The organism is Enterobacter sp. BNK-18 (assembly GCF_047456135.1).
Taxonomy (GTDB): domain Bacteria; phylum Pseudomonadota; class Gammaproteobacteria; order Enterobacterales; family Enterobacteriaceae; genus Enterobacter; species Enterobacter ludwigii.
Genome location: NZ_CP179899.1, coordinates 592875 through 610245, shown reverse-complemented (window position 1 = coordinate 610245; position 17371 = coordinate 592875). Strand labels below are relative to the sequence as shown.

Here is a 17371-nt window from a genome sequence, read left to right as displayed (position 1 = left end):
CATCACCCGTTAGCCTGATTTGCGGCTTTTTCTATAAATATCATTATCGTCGCTGAAACTTCAGATGATTTTTGAATATAGAAAGACGCAACTGTGATGTAAAGCGTACACCCATCGGGTCATACAGTTAGTGGCACTTTTCTGCCATAATGGACGCTTTCGTCGTTACTCCGCAGGAGCCCACCATGGATTTTACCGCCGGACTGATGCCGCTTGAGGCGGCACTCACGCAGATGCTTGACCGAATTTCCCCCCTGCACGACCACGAGACGCTGCCATTGGTGCGCTGTTTTGGTCGTATTGCCGCGCGCGATATCGTCTCTCCGCTTAACGTGCCTGGGTTCGATAACTCCGCAATGGACGGCTACGCGGTACGCCTGGCGGATATCCGGACGGATACGGCGCTGCCCGTGGCGGGTAAGGCATTTGCCGGTCAGCCGTTTAACGGTGAGTGGCCTGCGGGTACCTGCATACGCATCATGACCGGTGCCCCCGTACCGCCAGGCTGCGAAGCGGTGGTGATGCAGGAAGAGACCGAACAAACGGAAGCGGGCATCCGCTTCACCGCGAGTGTTAAAGCGGGACAGAATATCCGTCGTACCGGTGAAGACATCACGCGTGGCGCAACGGTATTTGCCGCCGGGCAGAAACTGACGGTGGGCGAACTGCCGGTGCTGGCCTCGCTCGGCATCGCAGAAATTGACGTTATCCGCAAGGTACGCGTGGCGGTCTTTTCCACCGGCGATGAACTCCAGCTTCCGGGCCAGCCACTGCAGGACGGCCAGATTTACGACACTAACCGCCTCGCGGTACACCTGATGCTTGAACAGCTGGGGTGTGAGGTCATTAACCTTGGCATCATTGCGGATGATCCGGAGAAACTGCGCGCCGCGTTTATTGAAGCGGACCGGTCTGCGGACGTGGTAATTAGCTCCGGCGGCGTTTCCGTAGGTGAAGCGGATTACACCAAAACCATTCTTGAAGAGTTGGGGGAGATCGGCTTCTGGAAACTGGCCATCAAGCCGGGCAAACCGTTCGCGTTTGGTCAGCTGAAACACAGCTGGTTCTGCGGCCTGCCGGGTAACCCGGTTTCCGCCGCCCTGACCTTCTACCAGCTGGTCATTCCGCTGCTGGCAAAACTGTCTGGTAACCAGGCCCACCCGCTGCCGGTTCGCCAGCGCGTACGTGCGGCGACGCGCCTGAAGAAATCACCGGGCCGTCTTGATTTCCAGCGCGGTATTCTGACGCGCAACGCTGAAGGCGAGCTGGAAGTGAGCACCACCGGACACCAGGGCTCGCACATCTTCAGCTCGTTCAGCCAGGGCAACTGCTTTATCGTTCTCGAGCGTGAACGCGGCAACGTGGAGCCGGGTGAATGGGTTGAGGTGGAAAGCTTTAACCACCTCTTCGGAGGCTAACATGACGGCTGAACTCAGCGACCAGGAGATGATGCGCTATAACCGCCAGATTGTTCTGCGCGGTTTTGATTTCGACGGCCAGGAAGCGCTTAAGGCAGCACGGGTGCTGGTCGTGGGGCTGGGGGGGCTGGGCTGCGCTGCGGCCCAGTATCTGGCCGCGGCGGGGGTGGGCAATATGACGCTGCTGGATTTTGATACCGTGTCGGTGTCGAACCTTCAGCGCCAGACGCTGCACAGCGACGCGACCCTCGGCCAGCCCAAAGTGGAATCGGCCCGCGCGGCGCTGGCGCGCATCAATCCTCACGTGAAGTTCACCCTGATTGACGCCCTGCTGGATGATGAGGCGCTGTCGGCACAGATAGCACGACACGATCTGGTGCTGGACTGCACCGATAACGTCACCATTCGCAATCAGCTGAATGCAGGATGTTTTGCCCACAAAACGCCGCTGGTCTCCGGTGCCGCCATTCGCATGGAAGGCCAAATCAGCGTCTTTACCTACGCCGGAGGCGAACCCTGCTATCGCTGCCTGAGCCGTCTGTTTGGCGAGAACGCCCTCACCTGCGTGGAGGCGGGCGTCATGGCTCCGTTAGTCGGCGTCATAGGTTCGTTGCAGGCTATGGAAGCGATCAAAGTGCTGGCGCATTACGGGACGCCTGCCGCGGGGAAAATCGTGATGTATGACGCGATGACCTGCCAGTTCCGCGAGATGAAACTGATGAGCAACCCCGGCTGTGAGGTATGCGGACGCTAAATGGTTGCCGGGCAAGCGTTAGCATAACCCGGCAACCGTATCAGAGCGTCGTTCTGCCAAACGCCCCTTGCCAGTCCTGCTCAAACTTCACTATTGCCGCATCCACCGCAGGCGAAGTAATAAACTGCTGAGCAACATCCAGCGGCAGGGTGATGGATTCACAACCGGCCAGCAGGCAGTCCAGTGCCTGACGCGGCGTTTTGAAGCTCGCGGCCAGCACTTTTGACTGCGGGGCATGCAGCGTCAGAAGCTGCTGCAGTTCAACCACCGTCTGGATCCCGTCCCCGCCCTGCGCGTCCACGCGGTTAACGTAAGGGGCAACATACTCAGCGCCCGCCAGCGCGGACAGCATCCCTTGTGCTGCACCGTACACCGCCGTACCCAGCGTCGGGATCCCTTCCGCTTTCAGCATTTTGATCGCCGCCAGGCCTTCCGCCGTTACCGGCACTTTTACCACCAGGTCGTTGATCATGGTGCGCAGTTTACGCGCCTCTTCCACCATCCCTTCAGCGGTGGTCGCCATGACCTGCGCGAACAGGCGACCTTTCCCGCCGAGCGCATCCTGCAGCGCCGGTAGCAGCGCCTCGAGCGGCGTTTTCCCTGCCGCCACGATACTGGGGTTCGTGGTCACGCCCGCCAGCGGGAAGATACGCGCCAGCCGTTTCACTGCCGCGACGTCGGAAGTATCGAGATAAAGTTCCATGATGTAACCCTCAAATTTAGCCTGCACTTACCCTATCACGACAAAACCTGCTCAGGAGTTGACCTGCATCAAGATAACTTTCATTCGAAAGTAATTTAATCTTCATATGCAAGATGAGAGGCGAAAACATGATCTTCAATATTCAGCGTTACTCTACCCACGATGGCCCCGGTATTCGTACCGTGGTGTTCCTGAAAGGCTGCTCGCTGGGCTGTCGCTGGTGCCAGAATCCGGAAAGCCGCTCCCGCCACCGGGATGTGCTCTTTGACGCACGACTGTGTCTGGAAGGCTGCGACCTGTGCCAGAAAGCGGCACCGGGCATTATCGATCGTGCGCTGAATGGGCTGGTTATCCACCGTGAAAAGCTTAACGAAGAGACTCTCGACGCCCTCACCGACTGCTGCCCAACGCAGGCGCTCACCGTCTGTGGTGAAGAAAAGCAGGTTGAAGAGATTATGTCCACCGTACTGCGCGACAAACCGTTCTATGACCGCAGCGGCGGCGGGATAACCCTGTCCGGCGGTGAACCGTTTATGAATCCCGATCTGGCTCATGCCCTGTTTAAAGCCAGCCATGAGCAAGGCATACATACCGCCGTGGAAAGCTGTCTCCACGTGCCATGGCATTATATTGCACCCTCATTACCGTATGTCGATCTGTTCCTGGCGGACCTGAAACACGTTGATGGCAGGACGTTCAAACAGTGGACCGACGGTTCCGCCAAACGTATCCTTGATAACCTGAAACGCCTGGCCGCCGCCGGGAAACAGGTCACCCTCCGCGTACCGCTGATTCAGGGCTTCAACGCCGATGAAGCGTCGATTACCGCCATCACTAACTTTGCCGCAGACGAACTCAACGTCCGCGAGATCCATTTTCTGCCGTACCACACGCTGGGCATGAACAAATATACCCTGCTCGGCCAACCCTACTCTGCCCCTGATAAACCGCTGGATGATCCTGCGCTTCTGGACTTCGCACAGCAGTACGCCTGCCAGAAAGGGTTAACCGCGACCTTACGAGGATAAACTTATGACGACCCTGAATCTCAGCACCCTTAGCGAGCGCATAAAAGCACACAAAACGGCCCTCGTGCATATCGTGAAGCCGCCGGTCTGTACCGAGCGCGCCCTGCATTACACCGAGATGTACCAGCAGCATATGGACAAGCCGATCCCGGTGCGTCGCGCGCTGGCGCTGGCGCATCACCTCGCGCAGCGCACCATCTGGATAAAACACGATGAGCTCATCATCGGTAACCAGGCCAGTGAAGTCCGCGCCGCGCCAATTTTCCCGGAATACACCGTCTCGTGGATTGAAAAAGAGATTGACGATCTGGCGGACCGTCCGGGCGCAGGCTTTGCGGTGAGCGAAGAAAACAAGCGCGTATTGCATGAGATCTGCCCATGGTGGCGCGGCCAGACGGTGCAGGATCGCTGCTACGGCATGTTCACCGACGAGCAAAAAGGGCTGCTGGAAACCGGCATTATCAAAGCGGAAGGTAACATGACCTCCGGCGACGCACACCTGGCGGTTAACTTCCCGCTGCTGCTGGAGAAAGGCCTCGATGGTCTGCGCGACAAAGTGGCCGAGCGTCGTTCGCGTATCAACCTGACGGTGCTCGACGACCTTCACGGGGAACAGTTCCTGAAAGCGATCGATATTGTGCTGGAAGCGGTCAGCCTGCACATCGAACGTTTCGCCGCGCTGGCGCGTGAAATGGCGGCAACCGAATCCCGTGAAAGCCGTCGCGACGAGCTGCTGGCGATGGCAGAAAACTGTGATGTAATCGCCCATCAGCCGCCAACAACCTTCTGGCAGGCGCTGCAGCTGTGCTACTTCATCCAGCTTATTCTGCAGATTGAGTCCAATGGCCACTCCGTCTCGTTTGCCCGCATGGACCAGTACCTCTATCCGTACTACCGCCGCGACGTGGAGCTGAACCAGAGCCTCGACCGCGAACATGCCATCGAGCTGCTGCACAGCTGCTGGCTGAAGCTGCTGGAAGTGAACAAAATCCGCTCCGGTTCGCACTCCAAAGCTTCAGCGGGTAGCCCGCTGTATCAGAACGTCACCATCGGCGGGCAGACGCTGATCAACGGTGAGCCTATGGACGCGATCAACCCGCTCAGCTACGCGATTCTGGAATCCTGCGGTCGTCTGCGCTCCACGCAGCCAAACCTGAGCGTGCGTTATCATGCGGGCATGAGCAATGACTTCCTCGACGCCTGCGTGCAGGTGATCCGCTGCGGCTTTGGTATGCCCGCGTTCAACAACGATGAGATTGTCATTCCGGAATTTATCAAGCTCGGCGTCGAAAAAGAGGATGCCTATGACTATGCCGCGATTGGCTGCATCGAAACCGCAGTGGGTGGCAAATGGGGTTATCGCTGCACCGGCATGAGCTTTATCAACTTCGCCCGCGTGATGCTGGCAGCGCTGGAAGGCGGCCGCGATGCCACCAGCGGTAAGGTATTCCTGCCACAGGAGAAAGCACTCTCTGCCGGTAACTTCGATAACTTCGAAGAGGTGATGGCGGCGTGGGATACCCAGATCCGCTACTACACCCGCAAATCTATCGAGATTGAGTATGTAGTAGACACGATGCTGGAAGAGAACGTCCCCGATATTCTCTGCTCAGCGCTGGTGGATGACTGTATAGAACGCGCGAAAAGCATCAAACAAGGCGGCGCGAAGTATGACTGGGTGTCAGGCCTGCAGGTGGGTATTGCTAACCTGGGCAACAGCCTGGCCGCGGTGAAAAAACTGGTCTTCGAACAGGGTACGATAGGTCAGCAACAGCTGGCCGCCGCTCTGGCCGATGATTTCGACGGGCTGACCCACGAGCAGCTGCGTCAGCGGCTGATCAACGGCGCGCCAAAATACGGTAACGATGACGACAGCGTGGATATGCTGCTGACCCGTGCCTACGAAACCTATATCGCCGAGCTGAAGCAGTACCATAACCCGCGCTATGGCCGTGGTCCGATTGGCGGTAACTACTATGCCGGCACGTCATCTATCTCCGCGAACGTGCCGTTTGGCGCGGCAACGATGGCAACCCCGGATGGACGTAAGGCGCATACTCCGCTGGCAGAAGGAGCCAGCCCGGCCTCCGGTACTGACCACCTCGGCCCGACGGCGGTGATTGGCTCTGTCGGCAAACTGCCAACCGAAGCGATCCTCGGCGGGGTACTGTTAAACCAGAAGCTCAATCCGTCGACGCTGGAAAATGACAGTGACCGTCAGAAACTGATGGTGCTTCTGCGTACCTTCTTTGAAGTGCACAAAGGCTGGCATATTCAGTACAACATCGTTTCGCGTGAAACGCTGCTGGAAGCGAAGAAACACCCGGACCAGTATCGTGACCTGGTGGTGCGCGTCGCAGGGTACTCCGCGTTCTTTACCGCCCTGTCGCCGGATGCGCAGGACGATATTATTGCGCGTACCGAGCACACGCTTTAACTCTTTTCAGACTTATGCCCTCTCCCATCAAGGAGAGGGAACCTGTCTTTAAGCGGCAATTTCGGTTGCCGCTTTGCTTTGACTTTCGAATGAAATTAAATTTGTGCTCTCCGTCACCTTGTTATTAGAATGTTTCAAACGCAGTGACTCAGGAGCACAGTATGACCGTAAAAGTTATCGTCACCGATATGGACGGAACTTTCCTTGATGATGCCAAGCAGTACGACCGCGACCGCTTTCAGGCACAGTTTGAGCAGCTTAAAACCCGTAATATTGAATTTGTTGTCGCCAGCGGCAACCAGTATTACCAGCTCATCTCCTTCTTCCCGGAACTGAAAGATCAGATCTCCTTCGTGGCGGAAAATGGCGCGCTGGTGTTCGATCACGGTGAGCAGATTTTTCACGGTGAACTGACCCGCCATGAGTCGCAAATTGTCATTGGCGAGTTGCTGAAAGACAACGCGCTCAACTTTGTGGCCTGTGGGCTGGAGAGCGCCTACGTCAGCGAACGGGCGCCGGACGCGTTTGTGGCGCTCATGTCAAAGCACTACCACCGCTTAAAACGCATCCGTGATTACCGCGAAATTGACGACGTGCTGTTCAAATTCTCCCTGAATTTGCCGGACAGCGATATCCCGAATCTTGTCGACAAACTGCACGTCTCCCTCGACGGGATTATGAAACCCGTCACCAGCGGTTTTGGGTTTGTCGATTTGATTATCCCGGGCCTGCACAAAGCCAACGGTATTAGCCGTCTGCTGAAGCGCTGGAAAATCTCGCCGCAGGCGTGCGTGGCAATCGGGGACAGCGGCAACGATGCGGAAATGCTGAAGCTGGTGAAATACAATTTTGCCATGGGCAACGCGGCGCAGAGCATCAAAACGATCTGCCGCTACAGCACGGATGACAACAACCATCAGGGCGCACTGAATGTGATTCAGGCCGTGCTTGACGACCACTCCCCGTTCGACGCGTAATCTCTCTCTTGCCGGAGCACTGCTCCGGCACCTCACTCTTTTTCCATCCTGTGGCACACGTCAAATATTTAAACTTGCATTAACTAATTTTTAACTTAAAGTATCACTTGTAGATATTTTTACTTTCGAATGAAAGATGCGAGGCAGTTATGACGTTTACCAGTGAAAGTTTGCCTGCGGACCATAAAGCAGCGATTCGTCAGTTGAAGCGTGAATTACGTGCGCAGATCGGAGACGTTCAGGCGGTATTCGACACGCTCAGCGATAAAATCGCGACCCGCGTGGCGGAAATTAATGCCCTGAAGAACAAAGGTGAAACCGTCTGGCCGGTTATCCCGTTTGCGGATGTGAAAAACGGGACGATCACCCAGGCACAGCGTGACGCGGTCAAACGCCGTGGCTGCGCGGTGATTAAAGGTCACTTCCCTCGCGAGCAGGCGCTGGCGTGGGATCAATCGATGCTCGACTACCTCGATCTCAACCGGTTTGATGAGGTCTATAAAGGTCCGGGCGATAACTTCTTTGGTACCTTAACCGCCTCACGTCCGGAAATTTATCCTATCTACTGGTCGCAGGCGCAAATGCAGGCCCGGCAGAGTGAAGAGATGGCGCAGGTACAGTCGTTCCTGAACCGTTTATGGACCTTCGAGAGTAATGGCAAACAGTGGTTCCATCCGGACGTCAGCGTCATTTATCCGGACCGTATTCGTCGTCGCCCACCGGGTACCACCTCTAAAGGGCTGGGCGCGCATACCGATTCCGGCGCGCTGGAGCGCTGGCTGCTGCCGGCCTATCAGCAGGTCTTTGCCCGCGTTTTTGACGGCAACGTGGATAAATACGATCCGTGGAACGCCGCACACCGTACCGAAGTGGAAGAGTACACCGTGGATAACACCACAAAATGTTCTGTATTCCGTACCTTCCAGGGCTGGACGGCGCTGTCAGATATGATCCCGGGTCAGGGGTTGCTGCATGTGGTGCCTATTCCGGAAGCGATGGCCTACATTCTGCTGCGTCCGCTGCTGGATGATGTCCCGGAAGATGAACTCTGCGGCGTCGCGCCGGGACGTGTCCTGCCGGTCTCCGAGAAATGGCATCCGCTGCTAATCGAAGCGCTGAGCAGCATTCCTGCACTGGAAGCAGGCGATTCCGTGTGGTGGCACTGTGACGTCATCCACTCGGTTGCACCGGTGGAAAATCAGCAAGGCTGGGGCAACGTAATGTATATCCCTGCCGCCCCGATGTGCGAGAAAAACCTCGCCTATGCGAAAAAAGTGAAAGCAGCGCTGGAAACCGGTGCATCGCCGGGCGATTTCCCGCGCGAAGATTATGAAAAAAACTGGCAGGACCGCTTTACCGTGAACGATCTGAATATTCACGGCAAGCGTGCACTGGGTATGGCTTAACTGTCGTATAACCCTTCCCGCTCCACGGCGGTGCGTCGTTTCCCCTGACGTATCCGCCGGACAGATCCCCGCACGGCCAGCGTTCCGTTAAGCAATAACGTTCCCACCGGCGCATCCGGGCGCATCAGCCGTTGCTGAAGCATATGCACCGCTTCGGTTCCCAGTTCATCGCGCGGTACGTGCACCGCCGTGAGCGGAACATCCTGAATGGCCGCCAGATTAAACCCGTCAATGCTCATCACCGAGATATCCTGCGGCACGCGCAAGCCCTGTTTTTGCAGCGCACTGATGGTGCCCGCCGCCATAAAATCGCCGCCGACCAAAAATGCGGTGGGCAGATCCTTACCCTGCATTTGACGGAGCCAGGAGGTGACCAGCTCTTCCGTTTCGCGCGCGCTGAAGCTCGGAGCCACCAGCAGATCGCGTTTATCGTTGAATTTCAGGTTGTGAGATTGCCACGCATCGCGGATCCCGGCCAGACGCAGTTCCATGGTGTAACGCCGCAGGCAGAGGACATTCATCACCTCACGGTGTCCCATTTCAAACAGATAGTCCGCGGCACGCTCACCTATCGAGCGGTGGTCCGGTGCCACTGCAGGCAGGCGCATATGCCGGTCGCGGCAGTTAATCAGCATGCAGGGTTTACCCACATCCACCGCCAGATCGTGGATATGCGGATCGTCGATACCGAGAAGAATAGCGGCCTGTGTCTCCGGCTCGTTCATCCGTGCCAGAAAAAGCTGTGCGTCGCTGTCATTCTCTTCCAGCGCGCAATAACGCAGACGGACATCGTGGGAAGCAAGGCCTTTACTCACGCTCTGGATCACCCGGTAGTAAAAGATGTCGGACCGCTCGTCAAAGGCGCGCTGTGGCGCAAAAACCACCAGGCTGTTGAGCAGCAGACGCCCCGCCGCCAGACCGTCCATCACCCCCAGCTCCCGCGCACAGGCCAGTACTCTGGCGCGCGCTTTTTCACTGGTGTTCGCTTTTCCTGCCAGCACCCGCGACACGGTGCTGATGGAGAGCTGTGTGCGGGCGGCAATTTCGGTGATTTTTAGCCTTTTGTCCATTTTGTGATCTGGCTCCATTTGCGAAATGAAAAAATTTTCATAGCGTACTCATCAGGCAGTAACGGGCATGAAAAGCATCATGCCAGATGATTTATGTCATTGATGAGAAATTTTGCACAAAATACACTATTGCCCGCTCATTTTCTCCCTTAAGGTGAATTTGTCACACCACTTCCATACTAGTTGTATAGCAACTTCTAAATTAAAACGGATAGAAATCAAAGCCATAAAAATCTGTGTGACACCTGAACCTCCGTCCCCTTACCGTCCGTCTTGTGGAGAGTAAAATGAGTCAGGACATCAATAACACCGTTGCGACAAGCAAAACCCGTCGCGTCATTAAGAACCTGCGCTGGTATGTGCTGGTACTGTTCTTACTGGGCGTCACCGTTAACTACATCACCCGAAACTCGCTGGGTATTCTCGCCCCTGAGTTGAAAGAGAGCCTTGGGATCACCACCGAGCAATACTCCTGGATCGTCGGGGCATTTCAGATTGCCTACACCATTTTCCAGCCTCTGTGCGGCTGGTTGATCGACGTGATTGGTCTGAAGATTGGCTTTATGGTTTGCGCCGGGATCTGGGCGCTGATGTGTATTTTCCACGCCGGGGCGGGCAGTTGGCTGCACCTGGCTATCTTGCGCTTCTTTATGGGTGCATCTGAAGCGGCCGCCACGCCGGCGAATGCGAAAACCATTGGCGAGTGGTTCCCGAAATCGGAACGTCCTGTCGCGGCCGGTTGGGCGGGCGTAGGGTTCTCCATTGGCGCGATGCTGGCACCGCCCATCATCTATTTCGCGCACGCCTCGTTTGGCTGGCAGGGCGCGTTTATGTTTACCGGCGTGCTGGCGCTGCTGTGGGTGATCCTCTGGTGGGCTTTTTACCACAACCCGGAACAGCATCCGAACCTGAGCAAGGACGAACTGGCGTTTATCAAGCAGGATAACGAACCGCCTGCGGTAAAACTGCCCTTCCTCACCGCGCTGAAAAATGTCTCCAAAAATAAGCGCTTCTACGGTATCGCCCTTCCGGCGTTTATGGCCGAACCGGCCTGGGCCGTGCTGAGCTTCTGGGTTCCGCTGTATCTCGCCAAAGAGCACGGCATGGATTTGAAGCAGATTGCGATGTTTGCCTGGCTGCCGTTCCTTGCCGCGGACCTCGGCAGCGTGGCAAGCGGCTACCTCACCCGTCTGTATGCCCGACTGTTCGGCTGCAGCCGTGTGAACTCGGTGGTGGCCAGCTCCGTCACCGGCGCATTCCTGATGATCTCCCTGGCCGTCGTGGCCATTACCCGCGACCCGTATATCACCATCGTGCTGATCTCCATCGGCGGTTTCGGGCATCAGATCATCTCCTGCATGCTTAGCGCCCTGGTCGTGGAGTCATTTGATAAAGGTCAGATGGCGACCGTTAACGGCATGCGCGGCTCGGCGGCCTGGATCGCCAGCTTCCTGTTCTCCCTGTTAATTGGGGTGACCGCCGACAAAATCGGCTTTAACCCGCTCTTTATTGCCATGGGGTTCTTTGACCTGATTGGCGCTGTTTTCCTGGTGGCATTTATTGCTGAACGTCGCGCCAAGCGCGCCTGATAGTGGATGTATTGCGTATGAAAACCCTGAAAAACTGGACCGTTGATAAGCAGTCGGCAAATCATCTGGAACTGCTGGTCGATAACCAGCACTGTCTGTGCCTGTATGTGCTGGAAGAAAATCTGTTCCGCGTGCTGATTAAACGCAAAGGTGAGCTGACGCTGGATCGCACCTGGAGCATCGCCCCGCAGCAAGATGTGCCGTGGGAAGGTCGCCGCCGCGACGATCTGAGTGGTTTCACCTGCCCCGCCTGGACGCTAACGCAGCAGGACAACGTGCTGACGGTTGCCACCGAACAGCTGCGTGTGACCGTGCATCAGCCACTGTGGCTGGAGTGGCACTACCGCAATGAGGCGGGTGAGTGGCAGCCGCTGGTCAAAGACCGTCCAACCAGTGCCTATCTGCTGAATGCCCATGGCGACGGTGCAGCGCACTACCTGAGCCGCCGCAAGGATGAACGCTTCTACGGTCTGGGTGAGAAAGCCGGCGATCTGCAGCGTAACGGTAAACGCTACGAGATGCGCAACCTCGATGCAATGGGCTACAACGCGGCCAGCACCGATCCTCTGTACAAACATATTCCGTTCACCCTCACCCGTCGCGATGACGTGAGCTACGGTCTCTTCTACGACAACCTGAGTAGCTGCTGGCTGGATCTGGGCAACGAGATTGACAACTATCACACCGCCTATCGTCGCTGGCAGGCGGAAGCGGGCGACATCGATTACTACCTGTTCACGGGCAAACGGGCGCTGGACGTGACCAAAGCTTTCGTGCGTCTGACCGGGAAAACGCTCTTCGGGCCGAAATGGAGCCTGGGTTACAGCGGTTCGACCATGCATTACACCGACGCGCCGGATGCGCAGAACCAGCTGATGAACTTTATCCGTCTGTGCGAAGAACATGCTATTCCCTGCGACTCGTTCCAGCTCTCTTCGGGCTATACCTCGATCAACGGCAAGCGCTACGTCTTTAACTGGAACCACGACAAGGTGCCGCAGCCGAAGGTGATGACCCAGGCTTTCCACGACGCGGGGTTAAAGCTGGCGGCCAACATCAAGCCATGCCTGCTGCAGGATCACCCGCGCTATAACGAAGTTGAGGAAAACGGGTTGTTCATCCGCGATTCAGAAACCGACGCGCCAGAACGCTCCAGCTTCTGGGATGACGAAGGTTCTCACCTCGATTTTACCAACCCACAGACGGTGAAATGGTGGCAGGAAGGGGTAACCACGCAGCTGCTTGAGATGGGGATCGACGCCACCTGGAACGACAACAACGAATATGAAGTGTGGGATGGCGAAGCCCGCTGCCACGGCTTTGGCAAGGAAATCGCGATCAAGCACATTCGCCCGGTGATGCCGCTGCTGATGATGCGTGCCTCACTGGAAGCGCAGCAGCGTTTTGCCCCGGAAAAACGTCCGTATCTCATTTCCCGCTCCGGCTGCGCGGGCATGCAGCGTTACGTCCAGACCTGGAGCGGCGATAACCGTACCAGCTGGGATACCCTGCGCTATAACACCCGCATGGGTCTGGGAATGAGCCTGTCCGGGCTGTTTAATGTGGGGCATGATGTCGGTGGTTTTTCTGGCGACAAACCCGACGCGGAACTGTTCGTACGCTGGGTGCAAAACGGCGTGATGCATCCGCGCTTTACCATTCACTCATGGAATGATGACCACACCGTTAACGAGCCGTGGATGTATCCGGGCGTGACGCCGGCTATTCGTGGTGCCATTGAATTACGTTATCGTCTGCTGCCGTACCTTTATACCCTGCTCTGGCAGGCGCATACCGACGACGAACCGATGCTACGCCCGACCTTCCTCGACCACGAACACGATGCGCAGACGTTTGAGGAGAACGATGATTTCCTGCTGGGTCGCGACCTGCTGGTGGCAAGCGTGGTGGAGGCCGGGCAGCGCGAGCGACGCGTCTGGCTGCCGGATAACGAAACGGGCTGGTACGATTTTTACACCCACGAGTGGTTCGCTGGCGGGCAGTGGATCGTACGTGATGCGCCGCTGGAGAAATTGCCGCTGCTGGTACGTGCCGGTGCGGGTCTGCCGCTCAGCGAACGCATTACGCATGTCAGCGCGGAAAAAGACACTACCCGTGAGCTGAAACTGTTCCCGGTGAAAGGCGTCGGTTCAACCGCGGGCCTGCTGTTTGAAGACGATGGTGAAAGCTGGGGCTATCAGAACGGCAATGCGCTGTGGGTGGAATGGGACATGGCATGCGACGGTGCCACCATCAACCTGAAGGTCAGTGCGCGGGGAGATTATCGTCCGGCGTGGAAAGCGCTGAAGATATCGTTACCGGCCGGGGAAAAACGCACGCTGCTGGTGAATGGTATTGAAGGGAGTGAATGGGTGGTCTAGTTCGGCCTGATGCCCGCTCCCACCGGGAGAGGACATCAAACACAGGCCCGGTAGGCGTAGCGCCACCGGGCTTTTTTTAACTCTCGATACCTTTACTGCGCAGGTAATCTTCGTAGTTACCGGTGAAGTCCACCACGCGCTCAGGCGTAATTTCGATCACGCGGGTCGCCAGCGAGCTGACGAATTCACGGTCGTGAGAGACGAAGATCAGGGTCCCCTGATACATCTCCAGCGCCATGTTCAGCGATTCGATAGATTCCATATCCAGGTGGTTAGTCGGTTCATCCATCACCAGGATATTGGGTTTTTCCATCATCAGCTTACCGAACAGCATGCGCCCTTTTTCACCACCGGAAAGTACTTTAGCAGGCTTCTTGATGTCGTCCTGGCTGAACAGCAGACGACCCAGAATGCTGCGCACCGCCTGCTCGTCATCGCCTTCTTGCTTCCACTGGCTCATCCAGTCGAAGACGGTCAGGTCGTTTTCGAACTCGTATTCATGGTCCTGTGCGTAGTAACCAATCTGCGCGTTTTCAGACCACTTCACGGTACCGTTATCTGGCTGCAGTTCGCCGACCAGGGTTTTCAGCAGGGTGGATTTACCCACGCCGTTGGCACCCAGAATGGCGATCTTCTCGCCCACTTCCAACAGCAGGTTAAAGTTTTTAAACAGCGGACCGTTTTCAAAACCTTTAGCCAGGGCTTCCACTTCCAGCGCATTACGGAACAGTTTCTTGTCCTGCTCGAAGCGGATGAATGGGTTCTGACGGCTGGACGCTTTCACTTCATCAAGCTTGATCTTGTCAATCTGACGCGCACGAGAGGTCGCCTGGCGAGATTTAGAGGCGTTCGCGCTGAAGCGGCTGACGAAAGACTGCAGATCAGCAATCTGGGCTTTCTTCTTGGCGTTATCCGCCAGCAGACGTTCACGCGCTTGCGTGGCTGCCGTCATGTACTCATCGTAGTTGCCCGGATAAACGCGCAGCTCGCCGTAGTCCAGGTCCGCCATGTGTGTACACACCATGTTCAGGAAGTGACGGTCGTGCGAGATGATGATCATGGTGCTGTCGCGATCGTTCAGCGTCTGCTCCAGCCAGCGGATGGTGTCGATGTCCAGGTTGTTCGTCGGTTCGTCGAGCAGCAGGATATCCGGATTGGAGAACAGCGCCTGCGCCAGCAGAACACGCAGTTTCCAGCCTGGCGCGACTTCGCTCATTGGGCCGTAATGTTGTTCTACCGGAATACCCACACCCAGCAGCAGCTCGCCCGCACGCGCTTCCGCAGAGTAGCCATCCATTTCGCCGTACAGCACTTCGAGATCGGCCACTTTGTAGCCATCTTCTTCGCTCATCTCCGCCAGAGCGTAGATGCGATCGCGCTCCTGCTTCACTTCCCACAGCTCCGCGTGTCCCATGATAACGGTGTCAAGCACGGTGAACTCTTCAAAGGCGAACTGATCCTGACGCAGCTTACCGATGCGCTCGTTTGGATCGAGCGAAACGTTGCCCAGCGTCGGCTCTAAATCACCGCCGAGGATTTTCATAAAAGTAGATTTACCGCTACCGTTGGCGCCAATCAGGCCGTAACGGTTGCCGCCGCCAAATTTGACGGAAATGTTTTCGAACAGCGGCTTACTGCCAAACTGCATAGTGACGTTGCTGGTAACTAACACGGGGAGATTCCTGCGAAAAGTGTGATAAACACGGCATTATGCCACAATTCCGAATTGAGATCCCGCGTTGCGGCAATCCGCTAAACTTTAACAAAATCGAAAAAAATGTGATTTCGTACACATCTGAATTCCCTGTTAGCGGGAATGCACATATAATGCGCTCCCATCAAGATTCAGACTTATCAACTCATCGCCGGAATGGCTTAGATACCTCGCACAACATGAACATGAAATTAACAACGCTTTTTGCGGCGGCGTTAGCCGTAGTAGGTTTTTGCAAAACCGCTTCTGCGGTGACTTATCCGCTGCCGACAGACGGTAGCCGTCTGGTTGGTCAAAACCAGGTGGTCACGGTGCCTGAAGGTAACGCTCAGCCACTGGAATATTTCGCGGCGCAGTACCAGTTGGGCCTGTCTAACATGCTGGAAGCGAATCCGGGTGTTGACCCGTATCTGCCTAAAGCCGGTACCGTGCTGAACATTCCTCAGCAGCTGATCCTGCCGGATACCGTCCATGAAGGTATCGTCATCAACAGCGCGGAAATGCGTCTGTATTACTACCCGAAAGGCACCAACACGGTTATCGTGCTGCCAATCGGTATCGGCCAGCTGGGTAAAGACACCCCAATGAACTGGACGACCAAAGTTGAGCGTAAGAAAGCAGGCCCAACCTGGACGCCAACCGCCAAAATGCACGCAGAGTACATCGCTGCGGGTGAACCCCTGCCAGCTGTTGTACCGGCAGGCCCGGATAACCCAATGGGTCTGTACGCGCTGTACATTGGCCGTCTGTACGCGATTCACGGGACCAACGCCAACTTCGGTATCGGCCTGCGCGTAAGCCACGGCTGCGTACGTCTGCGTAACGAAGACATCAAATTCCTGTTCGAAAACGTGCCGGTCGGTACCCGCGTCCAGTTCATCAACGAACCGGTTAAAGCGACGTCTGAGCCGGATGGCAGCCGTTACATTGAAGTACACAACCCGCTGTCCACCAGCGAAGACCAGATCAACAACAACGAAATCGTTCCGGTTACGCTGAACAGCGCGGTGCAGTCCGTGACCTCTCAGCCGGATGTAGAGACAGCGATTGTTGACCAGGCCGTTCAGAACCGTTCTGGTATGCCAGTGCGTCTGAACTGACCCTCTGCCCGGTGGCGCTTTGCTGACCGGGTCTGAGAATAAAAAAGCGGGCTCTGATGCCCGCTTTTTTTTATCCGTTATTGACGATAACTATCCCGCCGTGGTCGTAACGGTAGTGACAGTGGGCATACTCAAGCGGTGTGCCATCCTCCAGATAGATAACCTGCTCCACCTCCAGCACCGGATCGGTCTGCTCGCAGATAAGGTGTTGCATATCCAGCGCGTTCGGCTTTAGCGCCCGCACCACCCGGTACGACCCCATAATTTTCAGCCCCAGCGTTTCCTGCACGTAGCGGAACACGGAGCCTTCAAGATGGCTTTTATTCAGACCGGGCACCAGATTAAGCGGCATAACGGTGGAGTCCAGCGACATCGGCTCACCGTTGAGCAGACGCAAACGAACAAAGTCATAGACAGGCGCATCGGCGTTAATCATCAGCGAGGCCTGCTCCTTCTCGTTCGGAAAGCGCAACTCGAAATGGACCACGACGCTGGAAACGGTGCCCAGATGCTCCCAGGTTTTTGTTGCGCCGAAGTAGTCGCTGCCGGAAAGATCCCACTGCGAGAGTTGCAGGAAATTTTTGCGGATAAACGTCCCCTGCCCCTGACGGGTATAGATCAGCCCTTCCACGATTAACTGGCGTATGGCCTGCTGTATGGTCATCCGGCTGGTGCTGAACTCCGCCGCCAGGGCAAACTGGTCCGGGAGCGGTTCGTTGGCGGCGTATTGCGAGCTAATAATGCGTTTCTTAATTTCCCGCGCTATGGTGATGTACTTCGCCGCCATCGTCCTT

At 56.4% G+C, this 17371-nt stretch carries 13 protein-coding genes; 9 read left to right on the top strand and 4 right to left on the bottom strand.

Annotated elements, in window-relative coordinates:
• Positions 1-185 precede the first annotated feature (185 nt).
• On the top strand, positions 186-1418 hold the full coding sequence (gene moeA / locus ACMGG3_RS02935; protein WP_394246330.1) for a molybdopterin molybdotransferase MoeA: 1233 nt from the start codon (positions 186-188) through the stop codon (positions 1416-1418).
• Position 1419: 1 nt separating this feature from the next.
• A complete protein-coding gene (moeB, locus tag ACMGG3_RS02930) occupies positions 1420-2172 on the top strand; it encodes a molybdopterin-synthase adenylyltransferase MoeB (RefSeq protein ID WP_219372828.1) in 753 nt (250 codons plus the stop codon).
• A 40-nt stretch (positions 2173-2212) separates the two neighbouring features.
• Here moeB and fsa read toward each other — a convergent pair whose 3' ends face one another.
• Positions 2213-2875: a fructose-6-phosphate aldolase gene (gene fsa, locus ACMGG3_RS02925; RefSeq protein ID WP_414149563.1), complete on the bottom strand. Its 663-nt coding sequence runs from the start codon at positions 2873-2875 to the stop codon at positions 2213-2215.
• Between the two features lie 128 nt (positions 2876-3003).
• On the opposite strand from fsa, the gene ACMGG3_RS02920 reads away from it, so the two are divergent.
• The 4 genes from ACMGG3_RS02920 (at position 3004) to ACMGG3_RS02905 (ending at position 8723) form a co-directional block, all read left to right on the top strand.
• Positions 3004-3903, top strand: a complete 900-nt coding sequence (locus ACMGG3_RS02920) for a glycyl-radical enzyme activating protein (protein ID WP_025204612.1) — start codon at positions 3004-3006, stop codon at positions 3901-3903.
• 4 nt (positions 3904-3907) lie between these two features.
• Entirely contained in the window at positions 3908-6340 is a 2433-nt protein-coding gene (locus ACMGG3_RS02915) for a formate C-acetyltransferase/glycerol dehydratase family glycyl radical enzyme (RefSeq protein WP_414149562.1), read from the top strand.
• Between the two features lie 161 nt (positions 6341-6501).
• On the top strand, positions 6502-7317 hold the full coding sequence (locus ACMGG3_RS02910; RefSeq protein ID WP_032677742.1) for a Cof-type HAD-IIB family hydrolase: 816 nt from the start codon (positions 6502-6504) through the stop codon (positions 7315-7317).
• Positions 7318-7466: 149 nt separating this feature from the next.
• Complete coding sequence (locus tag ACMGG3_RS02905; RefSeq protein ID WP_324285285.1) at positions 7467-8723, top strand: DUF1479 domain-containing protein; 1257 nt, start codon at positions 7467-7469, stop codon at positions 8721-8723.
• Here the strand turns inward: ACMGG3_RS02905 and ACMGG3_RS02900 are convergent.
• Entirely contained in the window at positions 8720-9793 is a 1074-nt protein-coding gene (locus tag ACMGG3_RS02900) for a LacI family DNA-binding transcriptional regulator (protein ID WP_025204616.1), read from the bottom strand. The two genes, ACMGG3_RS02905 and ACMGG3_RS02900, sit on opposite strands and share 4 nt — an antisense overlap.
• A 287-nt stretch (positions 9794-10080) precedes the next feature.
• Here ACMGG3_RS02900 and ACMGG3_RS02895 point away from each other — a divergent pair, with 287 nt between their 5' ends.
• Together ACMGG3_RS02895 and ACMGG3_RS02890 are read left to right on the top strand one after the other, a co-directional pair.
• Positions 10081-11382 (top strand): MFS transporter, encoded by a 1302-nt coding sequence (locus ACMGG3_RS02895; protein ID WP_020884899.1) that lies wholly within the window; start codon positions 10081-10083, stop codon positions 11380-11382.
• A gap of 17 nt (positions 11383-11399) precedes the next feature.
• Entirely contained in the window at positions 11400-13763 is a 2364-nt protein-coding gene (locus ACMGG3_RS02890; RefSeq protein WP_414149561.1) for a TIM-barrel domain-containing protein, read from the top strand.
• 76 nt (positions 13764-13839) lie between these two features.
• On the opposite strand, the gene ACMGG3_RS02885 is transcribed toward ACMGG3_RS02890, so the two are convergent.
• A complete protein-coding gene (locus ACMGG3_RS02885) occupies positions 13840-15435 on the bottom strand; it encodes an ABC-F family ATPase (protein ID WP_014169271.1) in 1596 nt (531 codons plus the stop codon).
• 221 nt (positions 15436-15656) lie between these two features.
• Between ACMGG3_RS02885 and ldtB the strand changes: the two genes are divergently transcribed.
• Entirely contained in the window at positions 15657-16577 is a 921-nt protein-coding gene (ldtB, locus tag ACMGG3_RS02880) for a L,D-transpeptidase (protein ID WP_025204618.1), read from the top strand.
• Between the two features lie 70 nt (positions 16578-16647).
• On the opposite strand, the gene ACMGG3_RS02875 is transcribed toward ldtB, so the two are convergent.
• A complete protein-coding gene (locus tag ACMGG3_RS02875; protein WP_032677739.1) occupies positions 16648-17364 on the bottom strand; it encodes a GntR family transcriptional regulator in 717 nt (238 codons plus the stop codon).
• Positions 17365-17371: the final 7 nt, after the last annotated feature.

Coding starts and splice junctions, on each gene's coding strand:
- ACMGG3_RS02915 (WP_414149562.1), top strand. CDS start 3,908: ATGACGACCCTGAATCTCAGCACCCTTAGCGAGCGCATAAAAGCACAC.
- ACMGG3_RS02895 (WP_020884899.1), top strand. CDS start 10,081: ATGAGTCAGGACATCAATAACACCGTTGCGACAAGCAAAACCCGTCGC.
- ACMGG3_RS02875 (WP_032677739.1), bottom strand. CDS start 17,364: ATGGCGGCGAAGTACATCACCATAGCGCGGGAAATTAAGAAACGCATT.
- ACMGG3_RS02900 (WP_025204616.1), bottom strand. CDS start 9,793: ATGGACAAAAGGCTAAAAATCACCGAAATTGCCGCCCGCACACAGCTC.
- ldtB (WP_025204618.1), top strand. CDS start 15,657: ATGAACATGAAATTAACAACGCTTTTTGCGGCGGCGTTAGCCGTAGTA.
- fsa (WP_414149563.1), bottom strand. CDS start 2,875: ATGGAACTTTATCTCGATACTTCCGACGTCGCGGCAGTGAAACGGCTG.
- ACMGG3_RS02920 (WP_025204612.1), top strand. CDS start 3,004: ATGATCTTCAATATTCAGCGTTACTCTACCCACGATGGCCCCGGTATT.
- ACMGG3_RS02890 (WP_414149561.1), top strand. CDS start 11,400: ATGAAAACCCTGAAAAACTGGACCGTTGATAAGCAGTCGGCAAATCAT.
- moeA (WP_394246330.1), top strand. CDS start 186: ATGGATTTTACCGCCGGACTGATGCCGCTTGAGGCGGCACTCACGCAG.
- ACMGG3_RS02905 (WP_324285285.1), top strand. CDS start 7,467: ATGACGTTTACCAGTGAAAGTTTGCCTGCGGACCATAAAGCAGCGATT.
- ACMGG3_RS02910 (WP_032677742.1), top strand. CDS start 6,502: ATGACCGTAAAAGTTATCGTCACCGATATGGACGGAACTTTCCTTGAT.
- moeB (WP_219372828.1), top strand. CDS start 1,420: ATGACGGCTGAACTCAGCGACCAGGAGATGATGCGCTATAACCGCCAG.